This window comes from Sulfuricaulis sp., assembly GCF_049587675.1.
Classification (GTDB): domain Bacteria; phylum Pseudomonadota; class Gammaproteobacteria; order Acidiferrobacterales; family Sulfurifustaceae; genus Sulfuricaulis.
Genome location: NZ_JBAVEJ010000203.1, coordinates 10,175 through 33,549, shown reverse-complemented (window position 1 = coordinate 33,549; position 23,375 = coordinate 10,175). Strand labels below are relative to the sequence as shown.

General features: G+C 55.5%; 21 protein-coding genes and 1 pseudogene. All 22 read left to right on the top strand.

Annotated features, from left to right (window positions below):
- The coding region (locus tag WB402_RS10660; protein ID WP_424207675.1) for a cupin domain-containing protein at positions 1–217 on the top strand (217 nt) is incomplete at its 5' end.
- 2 nt (positions 218–219) lie between these two features.
- Entirely contained in the window at positions 220–1,338 is a 1,119-nt protein-coding gene (gmd, locus tag WB402_RS10655) for a GDP-mannose 4,6-dehydratase (protein ID WP_424207673.1), read from the top strand.
- A 3-nt stretch (positions 1,339–1,341) separates the two neighbouring features.
- A complete protein-coding gene (gene fcl, locus WB402_RS10650; RefSeq protein ID WP_424207671.1) occupies positions 1,342–2,289 on the top strand; it encodes a GDP-L-fucose synthase in 948 nt (315 codons plus the stop codon).
- A 9-nt stretch (positions 2,290–2,298) separates the two neighbouring features.
- A pseudogene (locus WB402_RS10645) lies at positions 2,299–2,385 on the top strand (NAD-dependent epimerase/dehydratase family protein); the annotation flags it as partial.
- Positions 2,386–2,402: 17 nt separating this feature from the next.
- Positions 2,403–3,731, top strand: a complete 1,329-nt coding sequence (locus WB402_RS10640) for an oligosaccharide flippase family protein (protein ID WP_424207669.1) — start codon at positions 2,403–2,405, stop codon at positions 3,729–3,731.
- 35 nt (positions 3,732–3,766) lie between these two features.
- On the top strand, positions 3,767–4,411 hold the full coding sequence (locus WB402_RS10635) for a class I SAM-dependent methyltransferase (protein ID WP_424207679.1): 645 nt from the start codon (positions 3,767–3,769) through the stop codon (positions 4,409–4,411).
- Positions 4,408–5,169 (top strand): class I SAM-dependent methyltransferase, encoded by a 762-nt coding sequence (locus WB402_RS10630; protein ID WP_424207667.1) that lies wholly within the window; start codon positions 4,408–4,410, stop codon positions 5,167–5,169. The genes WB402_RS10635 and WB402_RS10630 overlap by 4 nt, the downstream gene beginning before the upstream one ends.
- Before the next feature lies 1 nt (position 5,170).
- Positions 5,171–6,271, top strand: coding sequence for a CgeB family protein (locus tag WB402_RS10625; protein ID WP_424207665.1), 1,101 nt, complete (start codon positions 5,171–5,173; stop codon positions 6,269–6,271).
- 126 nt (positions 6,272–6,397) lie between these two features.
- Complete coding sequence (locus WB402_RS10620) at positions 6,398–7,219, top strand: class I SAM-dependent methyltransferase (RefSeq protein WP_424207663.1); 822 nt, start codon at positions 6,398–6,400, stop codon at positions 7,217–7,219.
- The gene (locus tag WB402_RS10615; RefSeq protein WP_424207661.1) at positions 7,191–7,982 is read left to right on the top strand and encodes a class I SAM-dependent methyltransferase; all 792 of its coding nucleotides are present in this window, start codon (positions 7,191–7,193) and stop codon (positions 7,980–7,982) included. The genes WB402_RS10620 and WB402_RS10615 overlap by 29 nt, the downstream gene beginning before the upstream one ends.
- 30 nt (positions 7,983–8,012) lie before the next feature.
- The gene (locus WB402_RS10610) at positions 8,013–9,128 is read left to right on the top strand and encodes a glycosyltransferase (protein ID WP_424207660.1); all 1,116 of its coding nucleotides are present in this window, start codon (positions 8,013–8,015) and stop codon (positions 9,126–9,128) included.
- Positions 9,121–10,299 carry a glycosyltransferase family 4 protein gene (locus WB402_RS10605; RefSeq protein ID WP_424207658.1) on the top strand — a complete coding sequence of 393 codons (1,179 nt, stop codon included), beginning with the start codon at positions 9,121–9,123 and terminating at the stop codon, positions 10,297–10,299. Before WB402_RS10610 ends, WB402_RS10605 begins: the two co-directional genes overlap by 8 nt.
- The gene (locus WB402_RS10600; RefSeq protein WP_424207656.1) at positions 10,290–11,204 is read left to right on the top strand and encodes a methyltransferase domain-containing protein; all 915 of its coding nucleotides are present in this window, start codon (positions 10,290–10,292) and stop codon (positions 11,202–11,204) included. Before WB402_RS10605 ends, WB402_RS10600 begins: the two co-directional genes overlap by 10 nt.
- Positions 11,204–13,195 (top strand): asparagine synthase (glutamine-hydrolyzing), encoded by a 1,992-nt coding sequence (gene asnB, locus WB402_RS10595; protein WP_424207654.1) that lies wholly within the window; start codon positions 11,204–11,206, stop codon positions 13,193–13,195. The genes WB402_RS10600 and asnB overlap by 1 nt, the downstream gene beginning before the upstream one ends.
- Positions 13,196–13,491: 296 nt before the next feature.
- Positions 13,492–14,631 (top strand): glycosyltransferase family 4 protein, encoded by a 1,140-nt coding sequence (locus tag WB402_RS10590; RefSeq protein ID WP_424207652.1) that lies wholly within the window; start codon positions 13,492–13,494, stop codon positions 14,629–14,631.
- 113 nt (positions 14,632–14,744) lie between these two features.
- On the top strand, positions 14,745–15,815 hold the full coding sequence (gene rfbB / locus WB402_RS10585; RefSeq protein ID WP_424207677.1) for a dTDP-glucose 4,6-dehydratase: 1,071 nt from the start codon (positions 14,745–14,747) through the stop codon (positions 15,813–15,815).
- Positions 15,812–16,687, top strand: coding sequence for a glucose-1-phosphate thymidylyltransferase RfbA (gene rfbA, locus WB402_RS10580; RefSeq protein ID WP_424207650.1), 876 nt, complete (start codon positions 15,812–15,814; stop codon positions 16,685–16,687). The genes rfbB and rfbA overlap by 4 nt, the downstream gene beginning before the upstream one ends.
- On the top strand, positions 16,687–17,229 hold the full coding sequence (gene rfbC / locus WB402_RS10575; RefSeq protein WP_424207648.1) for a dTDP-4-dehydrorhamnose 3,5-epimerase: 543 nt from the start codon (positions 16,687–16,689) through the stop codon (positions 17,227–17,229). The genes rfbA and rfbC overlap by 1 nt, the downstream gene beginning before the upstream one ends.
- Positions 17,226–18,146: a dTDP-4-dehydrorhamnose reductase gene (gene rfbD, locus WB402_RS10570; protein ID WP_424207646.1), complete on the top strand. Its 921-nt coding sequence runs from the start codon at positions 17,226–17,228 to the stop codon at positions 18,144–18,146. Before rfbC ends, rfbD begins: the two co-directional genes overlap by 4 nt.
- Complete coding sequence (locus tag WB402_RS10565) at positions 18,143–18,976, top strand: ABC transporter permease (RefSeq protein ID WP_424207645.1); 834 nt, start codon at positions 18,143–18,145, stop codon at positions 18,974–18,976. Before rfbD ends, WB402_RS10565 begins: the two co-directional genes overlap by 4 nt.
- Positions 18,966–20,435 carry an ABC transporter ATP-binding protein gene (locus WB402_RS10560; RefSeq protein WP_424207643.1) on the top strand — a complete coding sequence of 490 codons (1,470 nt, stop codon included), beginning with the start codon at positions 18,966–18,968 and terminating at the stop codon, positions 20,433–20,435. The genes WB402_RS10565 and WB402_RS10560 overlap by 11 nt, the downstream gene beginning before the upstream one ends.
- The gene (locus tag WB402_RS10555) at positions 20,428–23,340 is read left to right on the top strand and encodes a glycosyltransferase (protein WP_424207641.1); all 2,913 of its coding nucleotides are present in this window, start codon (positions 20,428–20,430) and stop codon (positions 23,338–23,340) included. Before WB402_RS10560 ends, WB402_RS10555 begins: the two co-directional genes overlap by 8 nt.
- The last annotated feature ends 35 nt before the right edge of the window (positions 23,341–23,375 follow it).

Genomic DNA, 23,375 nt, shown 5'->3' with positions numbered 1-23,375 from the left:
GCACTGGGTAGTGGTCAAGGGAACGGCGCGGGTGACGAAGGGGGAGGAGGTTTTCATGCTCACGGAAAACCAGTCCACCTACATTCCGCTGGGCACAACGCACCGGCTGGAAAATCCAGGCAACATACCGCTCGAAATCGTCGAGGTGCAATCCGGAAGCTATCTCGGCGAGGATGATATCGTGCGATTCGAAGACAAATACAACCGGGCTAAATGAATATGGCAAAAAGAGCGCTTATCACGGGTATCACCGGGCAGGACGGGGCCTACCTCGCCGAGTTTCTGCTGAAAAAAGGTTACGAGGTGCACGGCATCAAGCGCCGGACCTCGCTGTTCAACACCGATCGCATCGATCATCTGTACCAGGACCCACACATGAAGGGCCGCAAGTTTGTCCTGCACTATGGCGATATGACCGATTCCAGCAGTCTGATACGCATTGTGCAGCAGGTTCAGCCAGCTGAAATATATAATCTTGCCGCCCAAAGTCATGTGGCCGTGTCGTTCGAGGAACCGGAATATACCGCGGATTCCGACGCCCTGGGCGCGTTGCGTCTGCTGGAAGCCATCCGTATCTTGGGGTTGGAGAAAAAAACGCGCTTTTACCAGGCCTCGACGTCTGAACTCTACGGCAAGGTGCAGGAAATCCCGCAGCGAGAAACTACTCCGTTCTACCCGCGCTCACCATACGCCGTAGCCAAGCTGTATGCCTACTGGATTACGGTGAATTACCGCGAGGCCTATGGCATGTACGCCTGCAACGGGATTCTCTTCAACCATGAATCGCCCGTCCGTGGCGAGACCTTCGTGACTAGGAAAATCACTCGCGGCATGGCGCGCATCAAGCTGGGGCTGCAGGACTGTCTGTATCTCGGCAATATGAACGCCAAGCGCGATTGGGGGCATGCGCGCGATTATGTCGAAGCGCAGTGGCTGGTACTGCAGCAGAAAAATCCGGAAGACTTTGTCATCGCCTCCGGCGAGCAATACAGCGTGCGCGATTTCGTCAACGCCGTTGCTAAAGAGTTGGGCATGACGATTGAATGGCGCGGCAAGGGATTGAAGGAAGTTGGCGTCGTTGCCCGAATTGAAGGCGGTGAAAAAAATGGCCCCAAAAAGAGCCAGACCATCGTCCGGGTCGACCCGCGCTATTTCCGTCCTACCGAAGTCGAAACCCTGCTCGGCGACGCCACCAAGGCACGCAAGAAACTCGGATGGAAACCGAAAATCAAATTCAAGGAACTGGTAGCCGAGATGGTGCGCGAAGACCTGAAAGCGGCGGAGCGCGACGAACTGGTGAAGCGGCATGGTTATTCCGCCTACGATTATCACGAATAGTTTATGAAATCCGACAGCAAGATTTATGTCGCCGGTCATCGCGGGCTGGTGGGTTCGGCCATCACCCGCCGTCTCCAGTCCGGCGGGTATTCCAATCTGTTGTTGCGCACTCATGCCGACCTCGATCTGCTCGACCAGCGGGCAGTTGGCGAGTTTTTTGCGCACGAACGGCCTGAGTATGTTTTTCTGGCGGCAGCCAAGGTCGGCGGCATCCACGCCAATAACACCTACCGCGCCGATTTCATCTATCAAAACCTGATGATGGAGTCGAACATCATCCATGCCTCCCACCAGAATGGCGTGAAGAAGCTCATGTTCCTAGGGTCGAGCTGTATCTATCCCAAGCACGCGCCTCAGCCGATGAAAGAAGAATATCTGTTGACGGGACTGCTAGAGCCCACCAACGAACCCTATGCCATCGCCAAGATCGCCGGTATCAAGATGTGTGATGCGTATAACCGTCAGTACGGCACCAACTTCATGAGTGTCATGCCAACCAATCTGTATGGGCTGGGCGACAACTACGATCTCCAGGGCTCGCACGTGTTGCCGGCGCTGATCCGCAAGATGCACGAGGCCAAAGTGCAGAACGCCAAAGAGGTCGTGGTCTGGGGTACTGGATCGCCACGGCGCGAATTTCTCTACAGCGACGATCTCGCGGACGCCTGTGTATTTCTGATGGAACGTTACAACGCCGCCGATGTTGGGGAATTCATCAACATCGGCGTCGGCAAAGAGACCACCATTCGCGAAGCGGCCGAGCTGATCGCCGAGGTCGTCGGTTTCCGCGGGAATCTGGAGTTTGACACCTCCAAGCCCGACGGCACACCCCGCAAGCTGCTGGACGTTTCACGTTTACACGCCCTCGGCTGGCAGGCCAAGATCGGTTTCCGCGAAGGTATTGCCAAGGCATACGCAGATTTTCTGCAGAACGTCGCCAAAGCCGCTTAAAGCGGAATAATGAGAAATCCGATTCGTAAACGCATCCTCGTCACCGGCGGTGTCGGTTTTCTGGGCTCGCACCTGTGTGAACGTCTGGTCGCGGACAGCCAACGGTCGTATTAATGGCTAACTCAGCTCACGCAGTTACTCAGGCTCAAGGTCTGCGCGCCCGTTTCCAAGCAGGGGTGTTTTGGAACGCGGTTGCAGCCGTAGCAACGCAAGGAAGTACTTTTCTTGCGAATCTCGTTATCGCAAATCTGCTTGGCCTTGATGGCTTTGGTGAGTTCAGCATTGTGTACACAACAGTGCTCGCGGCCGCGGGTATCGCTCAAGTAGCAACAGGAGTCACTGCGACTAAGTATATTGCGGAATTCCGGGATCTCGAGAAAGATCGTGCGGGACGGGTGCTCGGGCTGTGCGCGCTCGTGTCGCTTGTGGGTGGTGTGGTGGCGACGATACTCGTGATGTCCTCTGCACCATGGCTTGCCAGTCATGTATTGAGAGCTCCCCATGTTGTTAACGAGCTGGCCGTTGCGGCGGGATTTATCTTGTTTTCGGCAGCGAACGGTTATCAGCAGGGGGCGTTGGCCGGATTCGAAGGTTATCGGCGCTTGGCGCGAATTTCGATCGGCGTTGGTGTTGTGCATGTAGGTAGCGTTGTGCTCGCGACGTACTGGTGGGGTTTCATGGGAGCCGTCACAGCAATTGTTGCCAGCGCCGTCATACGTTGGGTGTTGTTCAATATAGCGTTGCGGGCTGAGGCAGATCGATGGGGAATAGTGATTCGTTACCGGGACGCTCTAAGCGAGCGCACGATTCTGCATAGATTTGCAGTCCCCGCGGCGATTGCAGGTTTGTCGACGATGCCGGCGGTCTGGCTTTCGAACGTGTTTCTCGCACAACAGCCGGGTGGATACGGGCAAGTGGGATTATTCAGTGCCGCGAACAACCTGAGGAATCTGGTGTTGTTCCTGCCAGCCCTGACGAACAATGTCGGTCAGGCTTTGCTGAACAACCAGAAAGGGCGCCGGGATCAGGCGCGATACACGAAGGTGTTTTGGGCTAATACGGCAGCCACAGCCGCGTTATTGCTCGCGGCGTCAGCGGTAGTGGCGATCTTTGGGAAGCTGTTACTGGGATTATATGGAGATACATTCATTGAGGCATATCCGATTCTGATGGTTCTTCTGGTGGCGGCGGTCATGGAGGGCATGGCGACTTCTACTTACCAGGTGGTGCAGAGTCAGGAGCGGATGTGGGTGTCACTGTTCGGCATTGCCCTGCCCAGAGATCTGCTTCTTGTTGGCGGAGCATATATTTTAGCAGTCGGGCATGGCGGGCTGGGCCTTGCGACAGCGTTTGCCTTGGCGGCTGCCGGAGGGCTTGTGGCGACGGTGTTTGCGGTCCGGCGTATTGGTCTTGGCGTGTCGGTATCGACTTCAACCCGATGAGCATGCGAAATTCTGACATTCCGGCGCCCTCAGTGATGCCGGTCGACCGCGAGAAGTGGGCGGCAGAGCTCAATCTCTCGAATTTCGTCAACGCGTACTATCAGTATCGCGATCTTCAGCGGTTCGAAGGCGTCAATCGAGTCTTGATTGTGGGCCCAGGACAAGGCTTCAGCACGCAGGTGCTGCGCTGGCGAGGCTACCAGGTCACAACGTTTGATATCGACGAGACGTTTCATCCGGACGTTATCGGCAGCGTTCATGAGATGGGCGTCTTTGAGGACAAGGAATTTGATGCCGTGGTCGCTTCTCATGTGCTCGAGCACCTTCCTGAGCCGTATCTCGATTCTTCCTTGAGGGAGATCTCCCGCGTGGGAAGATATGCCCTGATCTACCTACCGGTTCACGGCATGTACACGCAGATCAGAGTCCGTTCGAATTTTCGAGATATTGATCTGTCGATGATCATGGACTTGTTCAACTACTTCGACCGTCCCGACGGCGTGACGCCGCGATACATGGAGGGCCAGCACTACTGGGAGGTTGGCATGCGCGGGTTCAGAAAGTCCGATTTGATCCGGCGAATGTCGAGATTCTTCCACGTCCTTAAATGCTATCGCAATCGCGATTGGTTGCCTAGCCAGAATTTTGTCCTGCGCTGTAAGGAAACGACGCAAGCGTGAAATCGCACGATGAGAAGGCTCCGCGGGAGCACTGGGAACGTGTGTGGGAGGTGGACACCCGAGATGTGTTGCCATCCTGGTTCGACGTGGGGTCGAGGAACCTGCAGCGGATTTTGCGACGACACGTTGCGCCGGGCATGCGATATCTGGAGATTGGCTGTGCGCCGGGTAGGCTGCTGGCATGGGTTGCTTTAAGGCTCGGAGCCGAGGTCGCTGGTCTCGATTATTCAGCGGTCGGATTAGCCGCGGCTCAACGTCTGTTTCAGGGGGCCGGCATCGTGGCAGATCTCCGTTGCGAAAACGTTTTCACGAACTCCTTTGAACCAGGAAGTTTTGACATCGTGAGCAGTTTCGGTCTGATAGAGCACTTCGACGATCCGCGACCGGTCGTCGACGAGCACGTCAAGCTCGTACGCCCCGGCGGCGTTGCGATGATAGTAGTACCAAACTATCGCGGAATATACGGCCGTCTCCAGCGTCACTTCGATCCGGAGAATCTGCGCATTCATAACCTTAACATCATGAGCTGCGAACAGCTTCTGAAACTCGTGCCAACCGGGGAGATTGCGGAGGCGCAGGCTTATTCGTCGGGACGCGTTGCGCCTGGGCTCATTAGCTTTGCGAGGCAGTGGCCGAGTGTATTGGCAAAGGCGGCAGAGCGAATGATTAACGTCGTCGGCTCCATACAACCTTTCGAGATACCAATGATCAGTCCGCTATTGGTGCTGCAGGTACGGCGCACGACTTCGATGACCTGAAATGAATATCGTCTATTCGTTTAACAAAAAGGGATACGAGGCCCGATACTGGGAATCTGAAATTCGCGCGGCTTCGGACGCGCGATTCACCTTCATACCCTTCAACCACGATCCGTATTTGGATACTACGAAGTATGCGCGCGCGCAGCTGCTCGACAACCTGTACTGCCAGCGCCATGGGGCGCTAATGGCTCTTTATGAGGACTTCGAAAACGTCCTACGCGAATCCCACGCAGATGCTGTCATCGTCGACAATTGCCCTCCGTACCATCCCGATTACCTCCGCCGAATCGACGTGTACAAGGTATTGCGCATCGCCGACGGCCCGATATCGGCCTATGACCGGGACTTCGCGTATTTGCACGCATACGACCACATTTTGTATCACAGCCCGGCCTACAGCCGGGATATGGGTATGGCCGAGAAATTGCGCTACTGCGGGGCGAGAAACATCGACTTCTGGCCGCTGGCTCTGTTTGACGCCTGTCGTGATACGACTAAGACTATGGAGACTCTGTTCGAACATGAACGTGACATAGATATCATCTTTATCGGCACTCAGCATCTGAACAAGTTGCCGCTACTTGCAGAGATCAAGAGAGCGTTTGGCCGGCGATTCAAGCTATTTGGTCTCACTTCAGCAAAGAAGAACGTCTATTTCAATCTACGATACAAGGCGGGTGCTTGGGTCCGGTCGGTGCCATTCGAGAAATATGTGCCCCTCTACCAGCGCGCAAAGATCGGGATCAACATTCATAATCGTGGCAAATACACTGTTGGCAGTTATCGGCTCTTTGAACTGCCCGGGAACGGCGTGATGCAGATCTCGGATGGTGGTGAATATTTAAGCGATTTTTTCGAGAACGACACTGAAATTGTAGGGTACGAAACAGCCGATGAGTTGATAGACAAGTTACATTACTACTTGGAGCACGATGAGGAACGTCAGGCGATTGCGCTACGCGGTTACCAGCGAGTAATGCGCAGCCATCGTCTCGCGGAGCGCATGAGGGAAGCCGCCGAAATAATTGATGCTGCGATGGGTCGAACGGGTCGGGGGAGGGCGACTGTGCAGGAGAGGCGTGACTCACGTAAGCCGTAAGGCAAGGATGATTCGATGAGTGCGAATGGTAGCATCATCGGATCCGGCCACATCAGTTTGATATTCAATACAGACCCAAGACGAGGAACGCCGAGACGGAGTACGGATTCTCTGGCGGATATTAACATGCCACTTGACACTACTGAGGTATCAGAGCGCTTCGCATTCGGCAAGAATTGGAAACGCTATCTCAACTCCATAAATTCGGAACGGCTTTCGGCTGCAGAGCAGTCGTTGCGCGAAATGCTTGAGATCGAGCGCCTCGAAGGGAAGTGCTTTCTCGACGCGGGCAGCGGTAGCGGGATCTTCTCGCTTGCGGCACGGGGCCTGGGTGCACGTGTGCATTCTTTCGACTACGACTCAGATTCGGTCGCGTGTGCGGAAGCGCTCAAGGACAGACGATTTCCGGATGATCCGCGCTGGACTATCGAGCGAGCCTCGGTGTTAGACACAACATATCTTTCGAAGCTAGGCCAGTGGGATGTCGTTTATTGCTGGGGAGTCGCGCATCACACAGGAGATATGTGGCGCGCGCTCGGCAATGTCGCCGATAGCGTTGCGCCGACGGGAAAGTTGTTTGTTGCGATCTACAACGATCAAGGTTTCATTAGCCGCTACTGGTTGCAAGTCAAACGCGCATACAACAGCAACCGCGCGTTGCGCTTTGCCGTTACGGCATTTCACTTGCCGTACCTGTTTTTGGGACGTCTGGCAGTTAGAGCTTTAACGGGGCGGCTGAAGGCTGCAAGAGGAATGTCGTTGTGGTACGACATGATTGACTGGCTGGGCGGTTACCCGTTTGAGGTCGCCAAGCCCGAGGCCGTCTTCGATTTCTTCCGAAAACGCGGATTCTCCATAGTACGACTGAAGACATGCGGTGGTCGTCATGGCTGCAATGAGTTCGTTTTTATGCACGAGCGTGGAGATAGCGCTGGTGTTGGCGACTGAGGACGCGCTGGAACATGAGTGCTGTACGATGCACCTTAGGCGCTTACGTCGTGCTGAGATCAGTCGACTGCGGAATCTGCTGGAGCCCAGACGCCGTATCCTGGAGCTCGGCGGATCAGACGGTTTCCAAGCGGCAATTCTGTCGAGTTGGGGTCATGACGTTACGTCGCTCGATGTGGCGTCGCCGGTACCCGGCGCAATGCAGTTTCATCCCGTAATGTTGTACGATGGGAAAAGAATTCCGTATGGGGACTGCAGCTGTGATGTTGTGTTTTCGTCGCACGTCCTTGAGCATGCCCAAGCACTGGATCGTTTGCTTCGCGAGAGCAGCCGTGTTCTTGAGCCTGGTGGGCTTGCGATCCACATTCTGCCGAGTCCTGCGTGGCGTTTCTGGACCAGCATCGCACATTACGCGTACGTTGCCTTGCGAGGTCTAGGATTGCGCCGGCCGATTCCCGGCGGCCTTGTACCGTCAGTAGCGGAGAAGATGCAACACAGAAGCGTTTGGTACGTGATCAAGCGTACGCTGCTAGCGGGCCCGCACGGCGAATACCCGAGCGCGCTGTCTGAGATGTACTACTTCAGCAAGTCTCGTTGGCTAAAGGTGTTTTGCAAGAACGGTTTTGAGGTAACACGGGTAGTAGCAGGTGGATTGTTCTATACCGGCTATGGCCTGTTCCCTAGGTTATCGCTGGAGGTGCGCGAGAAGATGGCCAACGTGATGGGATCCGCTACTTACATTTATGTACTGCGGAAAGAGTGACTGGTTCTATCGCGCCAGATGATACGGGTTATGTTTGTCAACCGCCGATTCGAAGGGGGCGGCGCAGAGCGGCAACTAATAGAACTGACGAAGAACCTCGACAAATCGAGGTTTCATATCTGTGTGGCAACGTTCTACGAAGGTGGCGCGCTCTATTCTCTGATCCGGGCGGTTCCCGATGTGCATCTTGCCAACCTGCATAAGCAAGGCCGTTGGGACACCATACGGTTTCTGCGGCGTTTCTGGCGTGCGGTACGCGAATTTCGGCCGCAAATCATGGTCGGGTACATGACTGTCGCGAACCTTCTGACGCTGGCGGTCGGAAAGCTTTGTGGCGCGAAGGTCGTGTGGGCTATACGCAATTCGATCGTGGATATGGGTCGCTATGATTGGCTCGCACGCATTACTTTGCGGCTCGAATGTCTACTGTCCCACTGGGCGGATCTCGTTATCTTCAATTCCCATGCCGGGCGTGATCACTACGTAAAGTGCGGATTTCCAGAAACGTCGAGTGTGGTCATTTCTAATGGAATCGACGTGGAGTATTTCAAGGCTGACAGAGAGAGCAGGCGTAGGGTACGCCTGGAATGGGGCGTAGGGGAGAAGAACCCTCTTATCGGGATGGTCGCGCGGCTGGATCCGATGAAGGATCATGACATGTTTCTCGCTGCTGCTGCCGCACTCGCTAAAGAGCGCGATGACGTCCGATTTGTGTGCGTCGGTGATGGTGCTTCTACTCGTCGAGTCGAGTTAGTTGCACTGGCGGAACAACTGGGGCTAGGGAGACGAATCATCTGGGTGAATGGAAGGGATGACATGCCAGCTGTCTATAGTGCGCTTGACGTAATGTCACTTCCGTCGCATGGCGAGGGGTTTCCTAATGTCGTCGGCGAGGCGATGGCCTGCGGCGTGCCATGTGTAGTTACGGACGTTGGAGATGCAGCAGTATTGGTGGGAGATATAGGATTAGTGGTACCGCCGCGGGATTCAGCGCAGCTGACGGAGAAGTGGAAAGAGATGCTTGAACAGGTAGACAAGCAGCGCGAGGCGATGTCGGAGCTAGCGCGACGCAGGATTGTTGAAGACTTCAGCACGAAGGCCTTGTCAGCTCGGACAGAGCTAGTTCTCAAAGGACTGATTGATTAAGGTTCTGCACGTAATCACCGGGCTTGAACGTGGTGGCGCCGAGATGATGTTGCACAAGCTTCTTGGGCGCTTACCCAGAGATCTCATCACCAATGAAGTTGTATCGCTGACGGACGAGGGGAGCGTGGCGGCGTGGATCCGAGAGTTGGGAGTCCCGGTTTATGCGCTCGGCGCGAGGCGCGGAGTTCCGGACCCCAGAGCGGTCACGCGGCTGATACGCCGGCTGAGGACAAGTCGCCCGCAGATAGTGCAAACCTGGATGTACCACGCCGATCTTATCGGTGGGTTGGCCGCAAAGCTCGCGGGGTCCATACCCGTCGCCTGGAATATCCGACAAAGCGAACTGGATCCAGTCCACAGCAAACGGCTGACGATATGGACTGCGAAGATCTGCGCTCGACTCTCGCATAGGATCCCGACGCGCATTGTCTGTTGCTCAGAAGCGGCCGCGCGCATTCACCGTGAGATGGGTTACGCGGGAGACAAGCTGGTGATCATTCCGAATGGGTTCGACGTGGAGAGTTTCAGGCCAGACAGCGGCGTCAGAATTTCTGTCCGGACCGAACTCGGTATCGGCCAGAACCATCCCGTGATTGGGCTGGTTGCCCGGTTTGACCCGCAAAAGGACCATCGGACCTTTGTCGATGCGGCATCCATTCTCGGAGCGCGGTTGCCACTGGCGCGGTTTGTGCTCTGCGGAGATGGCGTGACCTGGGAAAACCAGGAACTTGCACGATGGATCGATAACGCTGGAATTCGGGATCGCGTGTATCTCCTCGGCCGTCGCGACGATGTAGCCAGACTGTTGAATGCATTCGATGTGGCGACGCTGAGTTCTGCCTATGGGGAGGGTTTCCCGAACGTCGTGGGTGAGGCGATGGCCTGTGGAGTGCCCTGTGTCGTGACGGACGTCGGCGACTCGGCGTGGATCGTCGGCGACACCGGCCGCGTCGTTCCGATCAGAGATCCGAAGGCCTTGGCCGACGGCTGGTTCGCGCTGGTTGAAACCGGCAACCAGGCCCGCCAGGCGCTCGGCGCCCTGGCCCGCGCACGTATCGTCGAGCAGTTCGAGCTGGAGGCTATCGCCGGGCGGTACGCGAAGCTGTACTGTGAGCTTGCACAGGACGCCGCAGAGGTGAATGCGCAGGTGGATCGTCGCGCATGGCCGTGAGCATCCTGATAAAGGAAGCGCTCCCCTGGTGGCTGAAGTTGACCGCAAAGCTGTTTCTGGCGCGACTGCCAATTCAATATCGGTTCTGGAAAAAGCTCGGTGTCTTCGAGCATGGACGCATGGATCAGCCGCGGGCCTGCTTCGAGACATTCAGGACACATCTCGCACTGGCCGGCTTTGAGCCGATCGGCGCCGACGGCCCGGCGTCGCGGCCGGCGAGAGACTTCGTCGTGCTCGAGTTTGGCCCGGGCGACTCGTTGTATACCGCACTGATTGCCCGTGCGCACGGAGCTTCGCGCTGTTATCTGTTGGACGACGGTGACTTTGCGAGTCGTGATCTTGATGGCTACGAGGCGATGGCACGATTCCTGTCGGTTCAGGGCCGCAGTTTGCCATCCCTGGAAGGGGTGCGGTCGGTGGATGAGATTATGGTGAGATGCGGCGCGATCTATTTGACACATGGCATCGCATCGCTGCGAGAACTTCCATCCAGCAGTGTTGATTTCATCTTCTCGAATGCGGTGCTTGAACACGTGCGCAAGCACGAGATGCCGGAGGTGGTCAACGAGATGCGCCGGTGCTTGAAACCGCAGGGGCGCTGCTCCCACCGCATCGATCTCCAGGACCACCTTGGCGGTGCACTGAACAACCTGCGATTCTCGGAGCGTGTCTGGGAATCAGAGTTCATGGCTCGCTCGGGGTTTTACACGAACCGCCTCCGTCATCGGGAGTGGCTCGAACTTTTCCAACGAGCGGGCTTCGATGTGGAGGTCAAGCGCGCGCTTCGCTGGGATCGCTTGCGCACACCGAGAAGCAAATTGCACAAGTCTTTTCGGTCGCTTCCGGACGACGAGCTACTCGTGTATGGCTTTGACGTCGTGCTACGTCCTATTGGATCGGATTGATGTGCGGTATTGCCGGATTTGTTGACCTGAAAGCGTCGCGCCCAGAGGAGAGCCTTGCGCACGCGGTAAACCGGATGACGCAGGCGTTGGCGCATCGTGGGCCAGATGATTCCGGGCACTGGGTGGGAGTGGAGGCGGGTATTGCCCTGGGGCATCGTCGCCTGTCGATCCTCGATCTTACGCCGACCGGTCATCAGCCGATGCGCTCCGCCTGCGAGCGGTACGTAATCGCTTTCAATGGAGAGATTTATAACTTTCAGGAATTGCGCGACGAGCTGGAGGGACGGGGCGCCGCCTCTGGCTGGCGCGGGCATTCCGACACTGAAGTCTTGTTGGCCGCGATCGCACACTTCGGCGTGGAGGCCGCCGTGCAGCGCTGCACGGGAATGTTCGCCTTTGCGCTGTGGGACCGTATGGAACGGGTGCTGCATCTCGCTCGCGACCGGATGGGTGAAAAGCCGCTCTATTACGGTTGGGTCGGTGAGACGTTGCTGTTCGCGTCGGAGCTCAAGGCGTTGACGGCGTACCCGGAGTGGCAGGGCGAGATCGACCGTGATGCGCTGGCGTTGTACCTTAGGTATAGCTATGTGCCAACCCCGTACTCGATCTACACGAATGTCCAGAAGCTTCTTCCGGGCACGGTGCTGACGATCAAGACAGGCGCAGGTCCGGGCGCTGCGCGCTCGTCGAATCCCGTGGCGTACTGGTCGCCGAGACAGGTTGCCGAGACTGGCTGTGCGAGCGCCGCGGAGCAGGATGAGCGGCAATTAATAGATGATCTAGAACAATGCCTGAAACAATCGATTCGACGCCAGATGGTAGCCGATGTACCGCTAGGCGCGTTCCTGTCCGGTGGAATCGACTCTTCCATAGTTGTTGCACTGATGCAGGCACAGAGCGACCGACCAATTAAGACCTTCACGATCGGTTTTCGAGAGGAGTCCTACAACGAAGCCGAGCACGCCAAGGCAGTCGCGCGTCATCTTCGGACCGATCACACCGAGCTATATGTCACGCCTGGTGAGGCGATGGCCGTGATCCCGCGGCTGCCCGAGCTGTATGACGAGCCATTCGGGGACTCGTCGCAAATCCCGACTTTTCTGGTTTGCCAGTTGGCACGGCGGGATGTAACGGTGAGCCTGTCGGGCGATGGCGGTGACGAGCTCTTCGGCGGTTACAACCGATACTTCTGGGGCCGGCGCATATGGCGAAATATAGGGTGGATGCCGCGGCGCTTGCGGGCGGGGAGTGCGTCGATGTTGCGGCTCATGGGCCGGGGTCGTTGGCGGCATGCGGTCGACACGGTCAGTGACGCGACCCATGGTGTACACCACATGCGTAATGTGAGCGACGCACTGCAGAAACTTGCGGACATCGTTGATGTCGCAAGTCCGGATGACATGTATCACCGGCTGGTCTCGCACTGGAAGGATCCCGCCGCCATAGTCTTAGGTGCGAAAGAGCCGCCGACCGTGCTGACGGACCGAGCACAGTGGGCGCGTCTGGCAGATTTCACGCAGCGCATGATGTACCTCGATCTGGTCAGCTATCTGCCTGATGACATATTGGTCAAGGTAGACCGCGCCGCCATGGGTGTCAGTCTTGAAACCAGGGTTCCGCTTCTGGATCACAACGTGGTCGAGTTCGCCTGGCGCGTGCCGCTCTCAATGAAAATCCGTAACGGGCAGGGCAAGTGGCTGCTACGGCAGGTGCTCTATCGATATGTACCGAAAGAGCTCGTAGAGCGGCCGAAGACGGGATTTGGAGTTCCCATTGACGTCTGGCTGCGTGGACCACTGCGCGACTGGGCGGAATCGCTGCTGGATGAGGCCCGGATTCGCCGAGACGGGTTCTTTGACCCGAAACCTATTCGCCAAAAGTGGCACGAACATCTTTCCGGTAGGCACAATTGGCAATATTACCTTTGGGATGTGCTCATGTTTCAGGCATGGCAGGAACGAGCCGTGATGGATTCTGGTATGCGGAGATGATCTTTCGTATTTTAAAACGACGGCAGTGGTCCGTGGCAGCCGTGTCCATCCTGCCTCAAGTCCAGGCAGGAATTTGCGGAGATCCAATCCCTTGGAATGTTGCTGCTAGGTTTTGTTCTTTTTTGCCAGGCGCACGAGTTGTTCTACCAACGAATCTGCTGGTTCGTCCTCGGGGCCGTATTGGCGCATCCTGACGGGAAACCGACCAGATGACGAGCCCGTTCTCGAACAGATGCGTTCGGCCTGATGAAACGACGCGATTCGATGCAGTGCGCGCGAACCAATTGGGGCCAACCTTGAAAAAGCGGCGGTTGCTGTTTTTCGTGACCGAGGACTGGTATTTCTGCTCGCACCGCCTCCCCCTGGCCGTCGCGGCTCACGCCGAGGGCGCGGAGGTGACGGTTGTGACGCGGGTGCGCGCGCATGGCGAAGAGATCAAACGCCACGGGCTGCGCCTTGTGCCGTTTGAGATCGAACGGCACGGCGTGAACCCTTGGCGCGAGCTGCGCACGGTTTTGCGGCTCGTCCGGGTCTATCGCTTGCATCGACCCGACATCGTGCATCACGTCGCACTGAAGCCGGTGCTCTACGGAAGCATCGCCGCGCGCTTTGCGCGCGTGCCAGCGGTTATCAATGCGATCGCAGGACGCGGTTCGGTGTTCACTTCACGCGCGGCGTGGGCGCGGTGGCTGCGTCCCATACTCCGCTTTGGCATGCGCCGGTTGGCTGGAAAAGCCAAATCCCGGATTATCGTTCAGAACGTGGATGACAGGGATTTTGTGGTCGAGCATCTCGGGATGCGCGGCGATCACGTGCGACTGATCCCGGGCTCCGGCGTGGATCCAAACAGGTTTGTGCCATCGCCCGAACCAAAAGGTGTCCCGCTCATCGTCATGCCCTGCCGTATGTTGCGCGAGAAAGGCGTGATTGAGTTTGTGGAAGCCGCGCGGATTCTGAAGACGGAAGGCGTCGCCGCGCGTTTCGCGTTGGTCGGTGCGCCCGATGAGTCGAACCCCGCCAACATCACGGTAGGCGAACTGCGGACTTGGCAGGAGCTGGGCATTGTCGAATGGTGGGGACACCGGACCGACATGCCCGAGGTGCTGAGTCAGGCCGCCATTGTATGTCTGCCGACAAGTTATGGCGAAGGAATCCCCAAAACGCTTCTAGAGGCGGCAGCGAGCGCCCGGGCTATTGTTGCAACCGATGTCCCCGGCTGTCGGGAGATCGCGCGTCACGGCGAAAACGGGCTGCTTGTCCCGGTGCGCGATACTCGTGCCTTGGCAGAGGCTCTAAAGCAGCTGATTCTTGATTCTTCCTTGCGTCAGCGCATGGGAAAGCGGGGCAGAGAGATTGCGGTGGCAGAATTTTCTGTCGCGAATATAGTAAAGGATACATTGGCCGTCTACGAGGAATTATTGCCGCGCTGTCCGTGAGAGATGGCATGCTGGAGCCAAAATCGCCGAGAATCAGATATAAGCGCCTTCAAATCATGCCCATATTCGATAACAAGTTGTCCCGCACACATTTCAAATAAACAATGATGAGCATCATACTTGTCACCGGCGGTGCCGGATTCATCGGTTCGAATTTCGTTCTGGACTGGATTACGCAGACCGGCGGAGCGTTGGTCAATCTCGACAAGCTGACCTATGCCGGCAATCTGGAAAATCTAAAAAGCCTGCAAAAAGACTCGCGTCACATTTTCGTCAAGGGAGATATTGCAGATAGTAGCCTTGTTAGGAAGCTGCTGCTACAGCACCAGCCAACGGCTATCGTGAACTTCGCCGCGGAAAGCCATGTGGACCGCTCCATTCTTGGCCCGGGGGATTTCATCACTACAAACGTAAACGGCACCTTCCACCTGCTTGAGGCGACGCGTGCCTATTGGGAGTCGCTCGCGGCGGATAAAAAAAGAAGCTTCCGCTTTTTACATGTTTCCACAGACGAGGTTTATGGTTCTTTGGGTGCTGAGGACCCGCCTTTTACAGAATCCACACCCTATGCACCGAACAGCCCCTATGCCGCTTCCAAAGCTGCCTCGGATCATTTAGTGCGCGCCTACCATCATACTTATGGGTTGCCTATTATAACGACCAACTGCTCGAATAATTACGGACCATATCAGTTTCCAGAGAAGTTGATTCCCTTGCTGATCGTCAATGCCATCAAGGGACAGCCGCTGCCTATTTATGGTGACGGTCTTAATATTCGGGACTGGCTGTATGTCGCAGACCACTGCGCGGCCATTCGCGCGGTTCTGGCACGCGGCCGTGTCGGCGAGACGTATAACATCGGCGGAGACAGCGAAAAATCAAATCTGGAGGTTGTTCGCACAGTTTGCGCAGTGCTCGATCAACTCCACCCTGATTCGCCTGTGATCCCCCATGCCTCACTTACTGCTTTTGTTAAGGACCGTCCTGGCCATGACCGGCGTTACGCTATCGATGCCTCAAAAATTCAGCGCGAGCTGGATTGGGAGCCGGAACAAAACTTTGCAAAGGGTATACGCGAGACAGTCAAATGGTATCTGAACCATCTGGACTGGGTCGAACAAGTGCAAAGCGGAGAGTACCGGAAATGGATTGACTTAAACTACGGGGGAAGGCAACTGATATGAAAGGTATTGTTCTTGCCGGCGGTACCGGCAGCCGTTTGTACCCGGTAACCCAGGCGGTCTCGAAGCAGCTCCTGCCAATCTATGACAAGCCGATGATTTACTATCCCTTGTCTACCTTGATGATTGCCGGAATACGCGACATCCTGGTGATCTCCACGCCCCAGGACACGCCCCGTTTTGATCAGTTGCTGGGTGACGGCAGCCGGTGGGGGTTGAACATCCGTTATGCCGTGCAATCGGCGCCCGAGGGAATTGCCCAAGCGTTTATTATTGGTGCTGATTTTCTCGACAACGATCCCTGCGCTCTTGTTTTGGGCGATAACATCTTCTACGGCCATGATCTCGCGCGTGACGTTCAGACCGCGGCACAGAAATCTTCCGGCGCGACAGTATTTGCGTATCCGGTCCGGGATCCGGAACGCTATGGCGTCGTCGAGTTTACCCAGGACGGGAAAGCGATTTCTATTGAGGAGAAACCGAAAAACCCTAAATCCCGCTATGCGGTGACCGGTCTTTATTTCTATGACAATCAGGTGTCGATGCTGGCACGGGCACTGAAGCCATCCGCACGCGGTGAACTTGAGATCACGGACTTGAATAAGTGCTATCTCGAGCGAGGTCAGCTGGATGTCGTGATTATGGGGCGCGGCATGGCCTGGCTCGATACCGGCACGCATGAGTCCCTGCTTGAGGCCGCGCATTTTATCGAGACCATCGAAAAGCGGCAGGGCCTCAAGGTCGCCTGTCCCGAGGAAATCGCTTATCGCATGGGCTACATCACCGCGAGCCAGCTCGAGGCGCTCGCCGGTCCGTTAAACAAGAGTGGCTATGGGCAATACCTTCTTGGGTTACTACGCGAACGTATCTTCTGATGAAGGTCCTTGAAACATCTCTACCCGGTGTCCTAATTCTCGAGCCTGTAGTTTTCGGTGATGAACGTGGTTTCTTCTTCGAGAGTTACAACAAGAAGGCACTTGAAAAGGTCGGCATTATGGCGGAGTTCGTGCAGGACAATCACTCGCGTTCGGTTCGCAACGTCCTGCGCGGACTTCACTACCAGATCAAGCAGCCGCAGGGAAAGCTTGTCAGAGTAATACAGGGCGAGGTCTTCGACGTGGCGGTAGATATCCGAAGAAATTCCCCAAACTTCGGCAAGTGGGTGGGCTTTAACCTCTCGGCAGAAAGCAAGCGAGTGGCCTGGATACCCCCTGGCTTTGCTCATGGCTTCCTGGTGCTTTCGGACGTGGCCGAGTTTCTTTACAAGACGACAGATTACTGGGCTCCGGAACACGAACGCTGCATCAGCTGGAATGACACTGACATCGCGATCAACTGGCCGGTACAGGGTGAGCCCACACTGTCCGCCAAGGACAAGCTTGGACATTCCCTAAAAAGGGCCGAGTTATTCCCATGACCCGGATACTGCTTACGGGTAAGAACGGCCAGATAGGCTGGGAGCTGCAGCGCACACTCGCGACACTCGGGGAAGTGATCGCCCTTGACCGGCACGGCTTGGATCTGGCCGATCCGGATTCGATCCGGCGCGTGGTTCGCGAGCATAAGCCGAATCTGATTGTGAACGCCGCGGCCTATACCGCCGTGGACAAGGTCGAAGAAGAGTCCGATCTCGCGATGGCCATCAATGGCATGGCGCCCGGCATTCTTGCCGAAGAGGCCAAGAGACTTAGTGCCTCCATCATCCATTACTCTACCGATTATGTTTTCGATGGAAGCAAGAACACTCCATATACCGAGGAAGACGCACCCAACCCGCTCAACGTGTACGGCAGGACCAAGCTTGCAGGTGAGCAGGCGATCCATGCCGTTGGCGCAACATATCTAATATTCCGCACCAGCTGGGTGTATGGAACGCACGGCAAAAACTTTTTATTAACGATTCAGCGGCTGGCCAAAGAACGCGATGAACTCAGAATAGTCAATGACCAGATCGGCGCCCCCACCTGGAGCCGCATGATTGCCGAGGCCACCGCCCAAGCCGTGGCACAACTCTCCCTCCCGCAGGGAGAGGGCTGGAGTGAAACGACTACCGGGATTTATCACATGACGGCTGCCAATTCTACATCCTGGCACGGCTTTGCGAGCCTGATCGTAGAAACACTCAAGAGGCAAGGAAAGGGTAATTCGATCCGGGCCACGGCGGTTGTACCAATCGCGACAGAGGCTTACCCTTTGCCCGCCAAACGCCCTAAGAACTCACGACTCAGAACTGCAAAATTCACCCAACAGTTTGGGCTCATTATGCCACGTTGGGACGCCGCGGTGCGCCTTTGTATGGAGGAATTGCTGGCCGACGGGGGTCATTGTCCATGAACCCGCACGCACAGCATCCAACGTCGTTAATGGGCATGTTCCGCAGCTTGTGGCGCAACCGGCAGCTCATCTGGCAAATGACCCAGCGTGAAGTGGTGGGCCGCTACAAAGGATCCGCCCTGGGCCTGACTTGGTCGTTCTTCAACCCCGTGCTCATGTTGGTCGTGTACACTTTCGTTTTTTCCGAAATCTTCAAATCGCGCTGGGGAGGAATCGGTGGCGATGAAAGCAAAACCCAGTTCGCCGTGGTGCTTTTTGTTGGCATGATCGTGCTCGCACTGTTTACCGAGGTACTCAACCGCGCGCCATCCCTGATTCTTGTCAACGTCAACTATGTTAAAAAGGTCGTATTTCCAATTGAGATACTGCCAGTGATTGCCATGGGTGCCGCATTGTTTCATAGCCTCATCAGCCTTGGCGTGCTGCTGGCCGCATTTGCGCTATTCAACGGCTATCTGCACTGGACAGCGATTTTCACTCCGCTCGTGCTGTTGCCCTTGGTCATCTTTACCCTCGGTTTTGCCTGGATGCTGGCATCTTTGGGTGTTTTCCTGCGCGACGTGGGGCAAACCATCGTCATCATTACCACCGTGTTGATGTTTCTCTCCCCGGTCTTTTATCCGGTGACCGCAGTGCCGGAAAGATTCCGTCCGTTCATCATGGCCAACCCGCTTACGTTTATCATCGAGCAAGCGCGGGAGGTGCTGATCTGGGGGAATCTGCCCAACTGGAAGGGATTGGGGATCTACATCCTGATTGCCAGCGCCTTCGCCTGGGCGGGCTACGCCTGGTTCCAGAAAACCAGAAAAGGTTTTGCCGATGTCCTTTAATGACACATCAAGAACCCCATTTCCGCCGACGGAGGGACAGAGAAGAGGTGAGGAGGGAAGCGAAGCTCGCTACACGGGCGACGTGCAGGGACACTACACCGGTGATATCGCCATCAGCGTCCAGAATCTCAGCAAATGCTATCAAATCTACGACACCCCACGCGACCGGCTGAAACAATTTGTCACCCCCCGCCTGCAACGCCTAGCCGGGCAAAGCCCCAAGCAATACTTCCGCGACTTTTGGGCACTCAAAGACGTATCGTTCGTAATCAAAAAAGGCGAAACCGTTGGCATCATCGGGCGCAACGGCTCGGGGAAATCGACGCTTCTCCAGATCATCTGCGGCACGCTTACACCCACCAGCGGTTCGGTCGAAACAAGCGGACGTATTGCGGCATTGTTGGAGCTTGGTTCAGGTTTCAATCCCGAGTTTACCGGGCGTGAAAACATCTACATGAATGCCGCCGTGCTAGGTCTGAGTAAAGAAGAAGTTGATGCACGCTTTGACGATATTGCCGCGTTCGCGGATATTGGCGAGTTCATTGAACAGCCGGTTAAGATCTACTCCACCGGTATGTATGTCAGGCTCGCCTTTTCGGTCATCGCACACGTTGATGCGGAAATTCTGGTTGTGGACGAGGCCTTGTCAGTGGGTGATGCTGTATTTACACAGAAGTGCATGCGCTTCATCCGCTCGTTTCAGGGACGCGGGACGCTCATATTTGTCAGCCACGACACGAGTTCGGTGCAGAACTTGTGCAAAACGGGTATTTGGTTGGGGAATGGGCAGATCCAGAAAGTTGGCACTTCAAAAAACGTGGCTGAAGCTTACCTGCAATATACATTGCAAGAAGTCTACGGTGATGTCGCCAAACTTAGTGCCACCTCTTCTGCTGCAGATTTGTCTGTTATTGCAGTGGCTTCTCCTGAAGATGAGAAATCGGACGCTGCTGCGGTCGACCATGGCTCTCTTGTATCGGTCCGAGAAAACACCACGAACGCCACCGGCTGGAAGACAGGCGCTGCAGAAATTGTGTCCGTCTCACTGGAAAAAATCGAGCCCGGCCCAGATGGCGTATTTGTTGGCGGAGAGAAGGTCTGCCTGGTCATCCTTGCTAAGGCGAATGAAGCTCTCGGCAGCCCGATTCTCGGATTTCTGGTGAGAGACAAATTAGGGCAGGACCTGTTCGGGGAGAACACCCTGTCGTTTACCGCAATTACGCCATGCCCTGTAAAGCCGGGGCAGAAATTCAGGGGTGAGTTTGTCTTCAGACTGCCTATGCTGCCAAACGGGCAATACGCCGTCATGGCCTCCGTGGCTGATGGTGATCTTTACAACAACATACAGCATCACTGGTTGCACGACGCTCTTATTATCAATGTGTCTTCCAGCAAGACCAGGTGGGGGTTGGTGGGAATCCCATTTGAGCGTGTTGTGCTAGGGGTGCGGAATGACTAATAAGACGTTAGAACAACTGTACACAGAGCACTGCGGAAAAGTATCCGATAAATGGTCCCTCTATCTTGTCGAGTATGAGCGGATCTTTGCAGAGTATCGAGACAGACCTGTCAGGTTGCTGGAAATCGGGATACAGAATGGCGGCTCACTCGAAATCTGGTCAAAATACTTCCGCCATGCCCGGCGACTGGTTGGTTGTGACATCAGTCCCGACTGTGCCCGCTTGAGCTATGAGGACCCTCGCGTTGCCGTGGTGGTGGGAGATGCCAATTCAGATACTGTGCAGACAGAGGTTTTGGGCTACGCGCCAGCATTTGATGTGATCATTGACGATGGGTCTCACCGCTCCAGTGACATTGTGAAGTCGTTTGCCAGGTACTTTCCTCACTTGGCAGATGGTGGTGTCTTTGTTGCGGAAGACCTGCACTGCAGCTACTGGCAAGAATTCGAAGGGGGCCTGTTCGCCCCGTTTTCTTCCATCACATTTTTCAAGCGCCTCGCCGATGTCGTGAGCCACGAACATTGGGGAATTGAGAAAAACCGTGTCGATATTTTGAGTGGATTTTTCGCAAAGTATGGCTCCCTGATGAATGAGGAGGCCCTCCGGCATATTCACTCCGTTGAGTTCATTAACTCAATGTGCGTGATCCGCAAGAATAGGCCTTTGCGAAATAGATTGGGGGCGCGAATTATCGCAGGCTCGGTGGGAACGGTGGTATCGGGTGACGAGCTGTATGCATCCCTGGAGGCAACACCAGACCAAGCCGGCAATGAGTGGACTGCGCGCAGCGCACCGCCTGAGGAAGAGATTTTACTCCGTATCAAGGAGCTGGCCGAACGCGACGGGCAGATCGCCGGCCTCAACCAGGCCGTGGCCGAACGCGACGGGCAGATCGCCGCTCTTTACAACTCCACCAGTTGGAGATTTACGTGGCCACTGCGCATCGTCGTACACCAAATTAAGCGGGCGCGACGCGTTGTCAAGCTTGCCAGACCTGCTATTCAGTGTGGCGGTGGCACGTTTAAGAAGGCAATACAACTATATCGTAGCGAAGGCTTGGCGGGTATTCGGCGCGGTTTCAGAATAGTGGCCAGGTCTTGCCAAACGATTCCAACGCCAGGTTCCGGTGAATTCGATAGAAACGACTACGACGAGTGGATCCGCCGTTACGATACACTCACTGATGAATCACGCGCCACCATGCACGCGCGCATCGACGGTTTTTCCCATAAGCCACGCATCTCAGTGGTGATGCCCACTTACAACCCCAAACCAGAATGGTTGAGTCAAGCAATCGAATCGGTACGTAAGCAAATCTACCCACATTGGGAATTGTGCATCGCTGATGACGCATCCACTGACCAATCCGTCCGTCCTGCTTTGGAACGTTACGCTAGAGACGACTCGCGTATCAAGGTGGTGTTCCGTGAGCAGAATGGTCATATTTCTGCTGCATCCAACAGCGCTCTGGATCTGGCCACCGGGGAGTGGGTAGTTCTGCTGGATCATGATGATCTTCTGACTGAGCACGCGCTGTTCTGGGTTGCAGATGCGATCAACCAAAATCCTGATGTCCGTCTGATTTATTCGGACGAAGATAAGATAGACAAAGCTGGCAGAAGGATTAGCCCCTACTTCAAGTGTGACTGGAATGTGGATTTGTTCTACTCACACAATCTGATCACACATCTTGGAGTTTATCGTTCCGAACTTTTGCGTGAAATTGGTGGTTTTCGAGAGGGGCTGGAAGGAGCACAGGACTACGATTTGGCTCTACGTTGTATCGAGCGTATAGCGCCAAAACAGATTCATCACATCCCACGTGTGCTCTATCACTGGCGGATGCATACCGAAAGTACGGCTCAATCGTTGGATGCCAAACCTTATGCCATGTTTGCGGGTGAAAGAGCATTGAATGAACATTTCCAGCGACTTGGTGTAAAGGCAGAAGCAAAATTTGATGGTCACGGTTTTCGAGTGCGCCGCTCCCTGCCAGATACTTTACCGATGGTTAGCCTGATTATTCCTACGAGAAACGGGCTGCATCTGATTAGGCAGTGTGTTGAGAGCATTCTCAAGAAAACCAGCTATTCGAATTACGAAATTCTCATCGTTGATAACGGCTCGGATGAGCCTGCAATGCTTAAGTACCTTAAGCAACTTGAACTCGAAAAAAAGGCTCAAGTAGTGCGTGACGCTTGCCCATTTAACTATTCAGCACTGAACAACGCTGCTGTGAAAGTGGCGCGCGGCGAGATTGTGGGGCTGCTCAATAATGATATCGAGGTCATTTCGCCCGATTGGTTGTCAGAAATGGTTAGCCATGCGTTGCAACCTGATGTTGGGGTAGTGGGCGCGAGACTCTGGTATCCAAACGAAACACTTCAGCACGGTGGTGTGATTTTAGGTGTGGGCGGGGTGGCAGGCCATTCCCACAAGCATCTGCCGCGTCATCATCCTGGCTATTTCGGACGCGCAAGCATCGTCCAGAGTCTTTCGGCCGTGACCGCTGCCTGCCTAGTGACTCGAAAAGCAATTTATGAAGACGTAGGAGGGCTTAACGAAACAGACCTTCAAATCGCTTTTAATGACGTTGATTTTTGTCTGCGCGTCCGCGAAGCGGGTTACCGCAATATTTGGACACCGTATGCTGAGCTGTATCACCACGAGTCCGCTTCGCGCGGTTACGAAGATAGCCCTGAAAAGCAGGCGCGCTTTGCCAAAGAAGTGCAGTACATGAAGCAACGCTGGGGCGATTTGCTATTGAATGATCCTGCCTACAGCCCCAACCTGACTTTAAATCATGAAGATTTCTGTCTCGCATGGCCGTCGAGGATTGTGAGCGTTCCCCAGACCCCTCCCGACTGTACTCAATCGAGACGACAAGGCCTTGGTCATGGTTGACCGAAAAGGCCTGGGCCTAGAAATTGGTCTCAGTC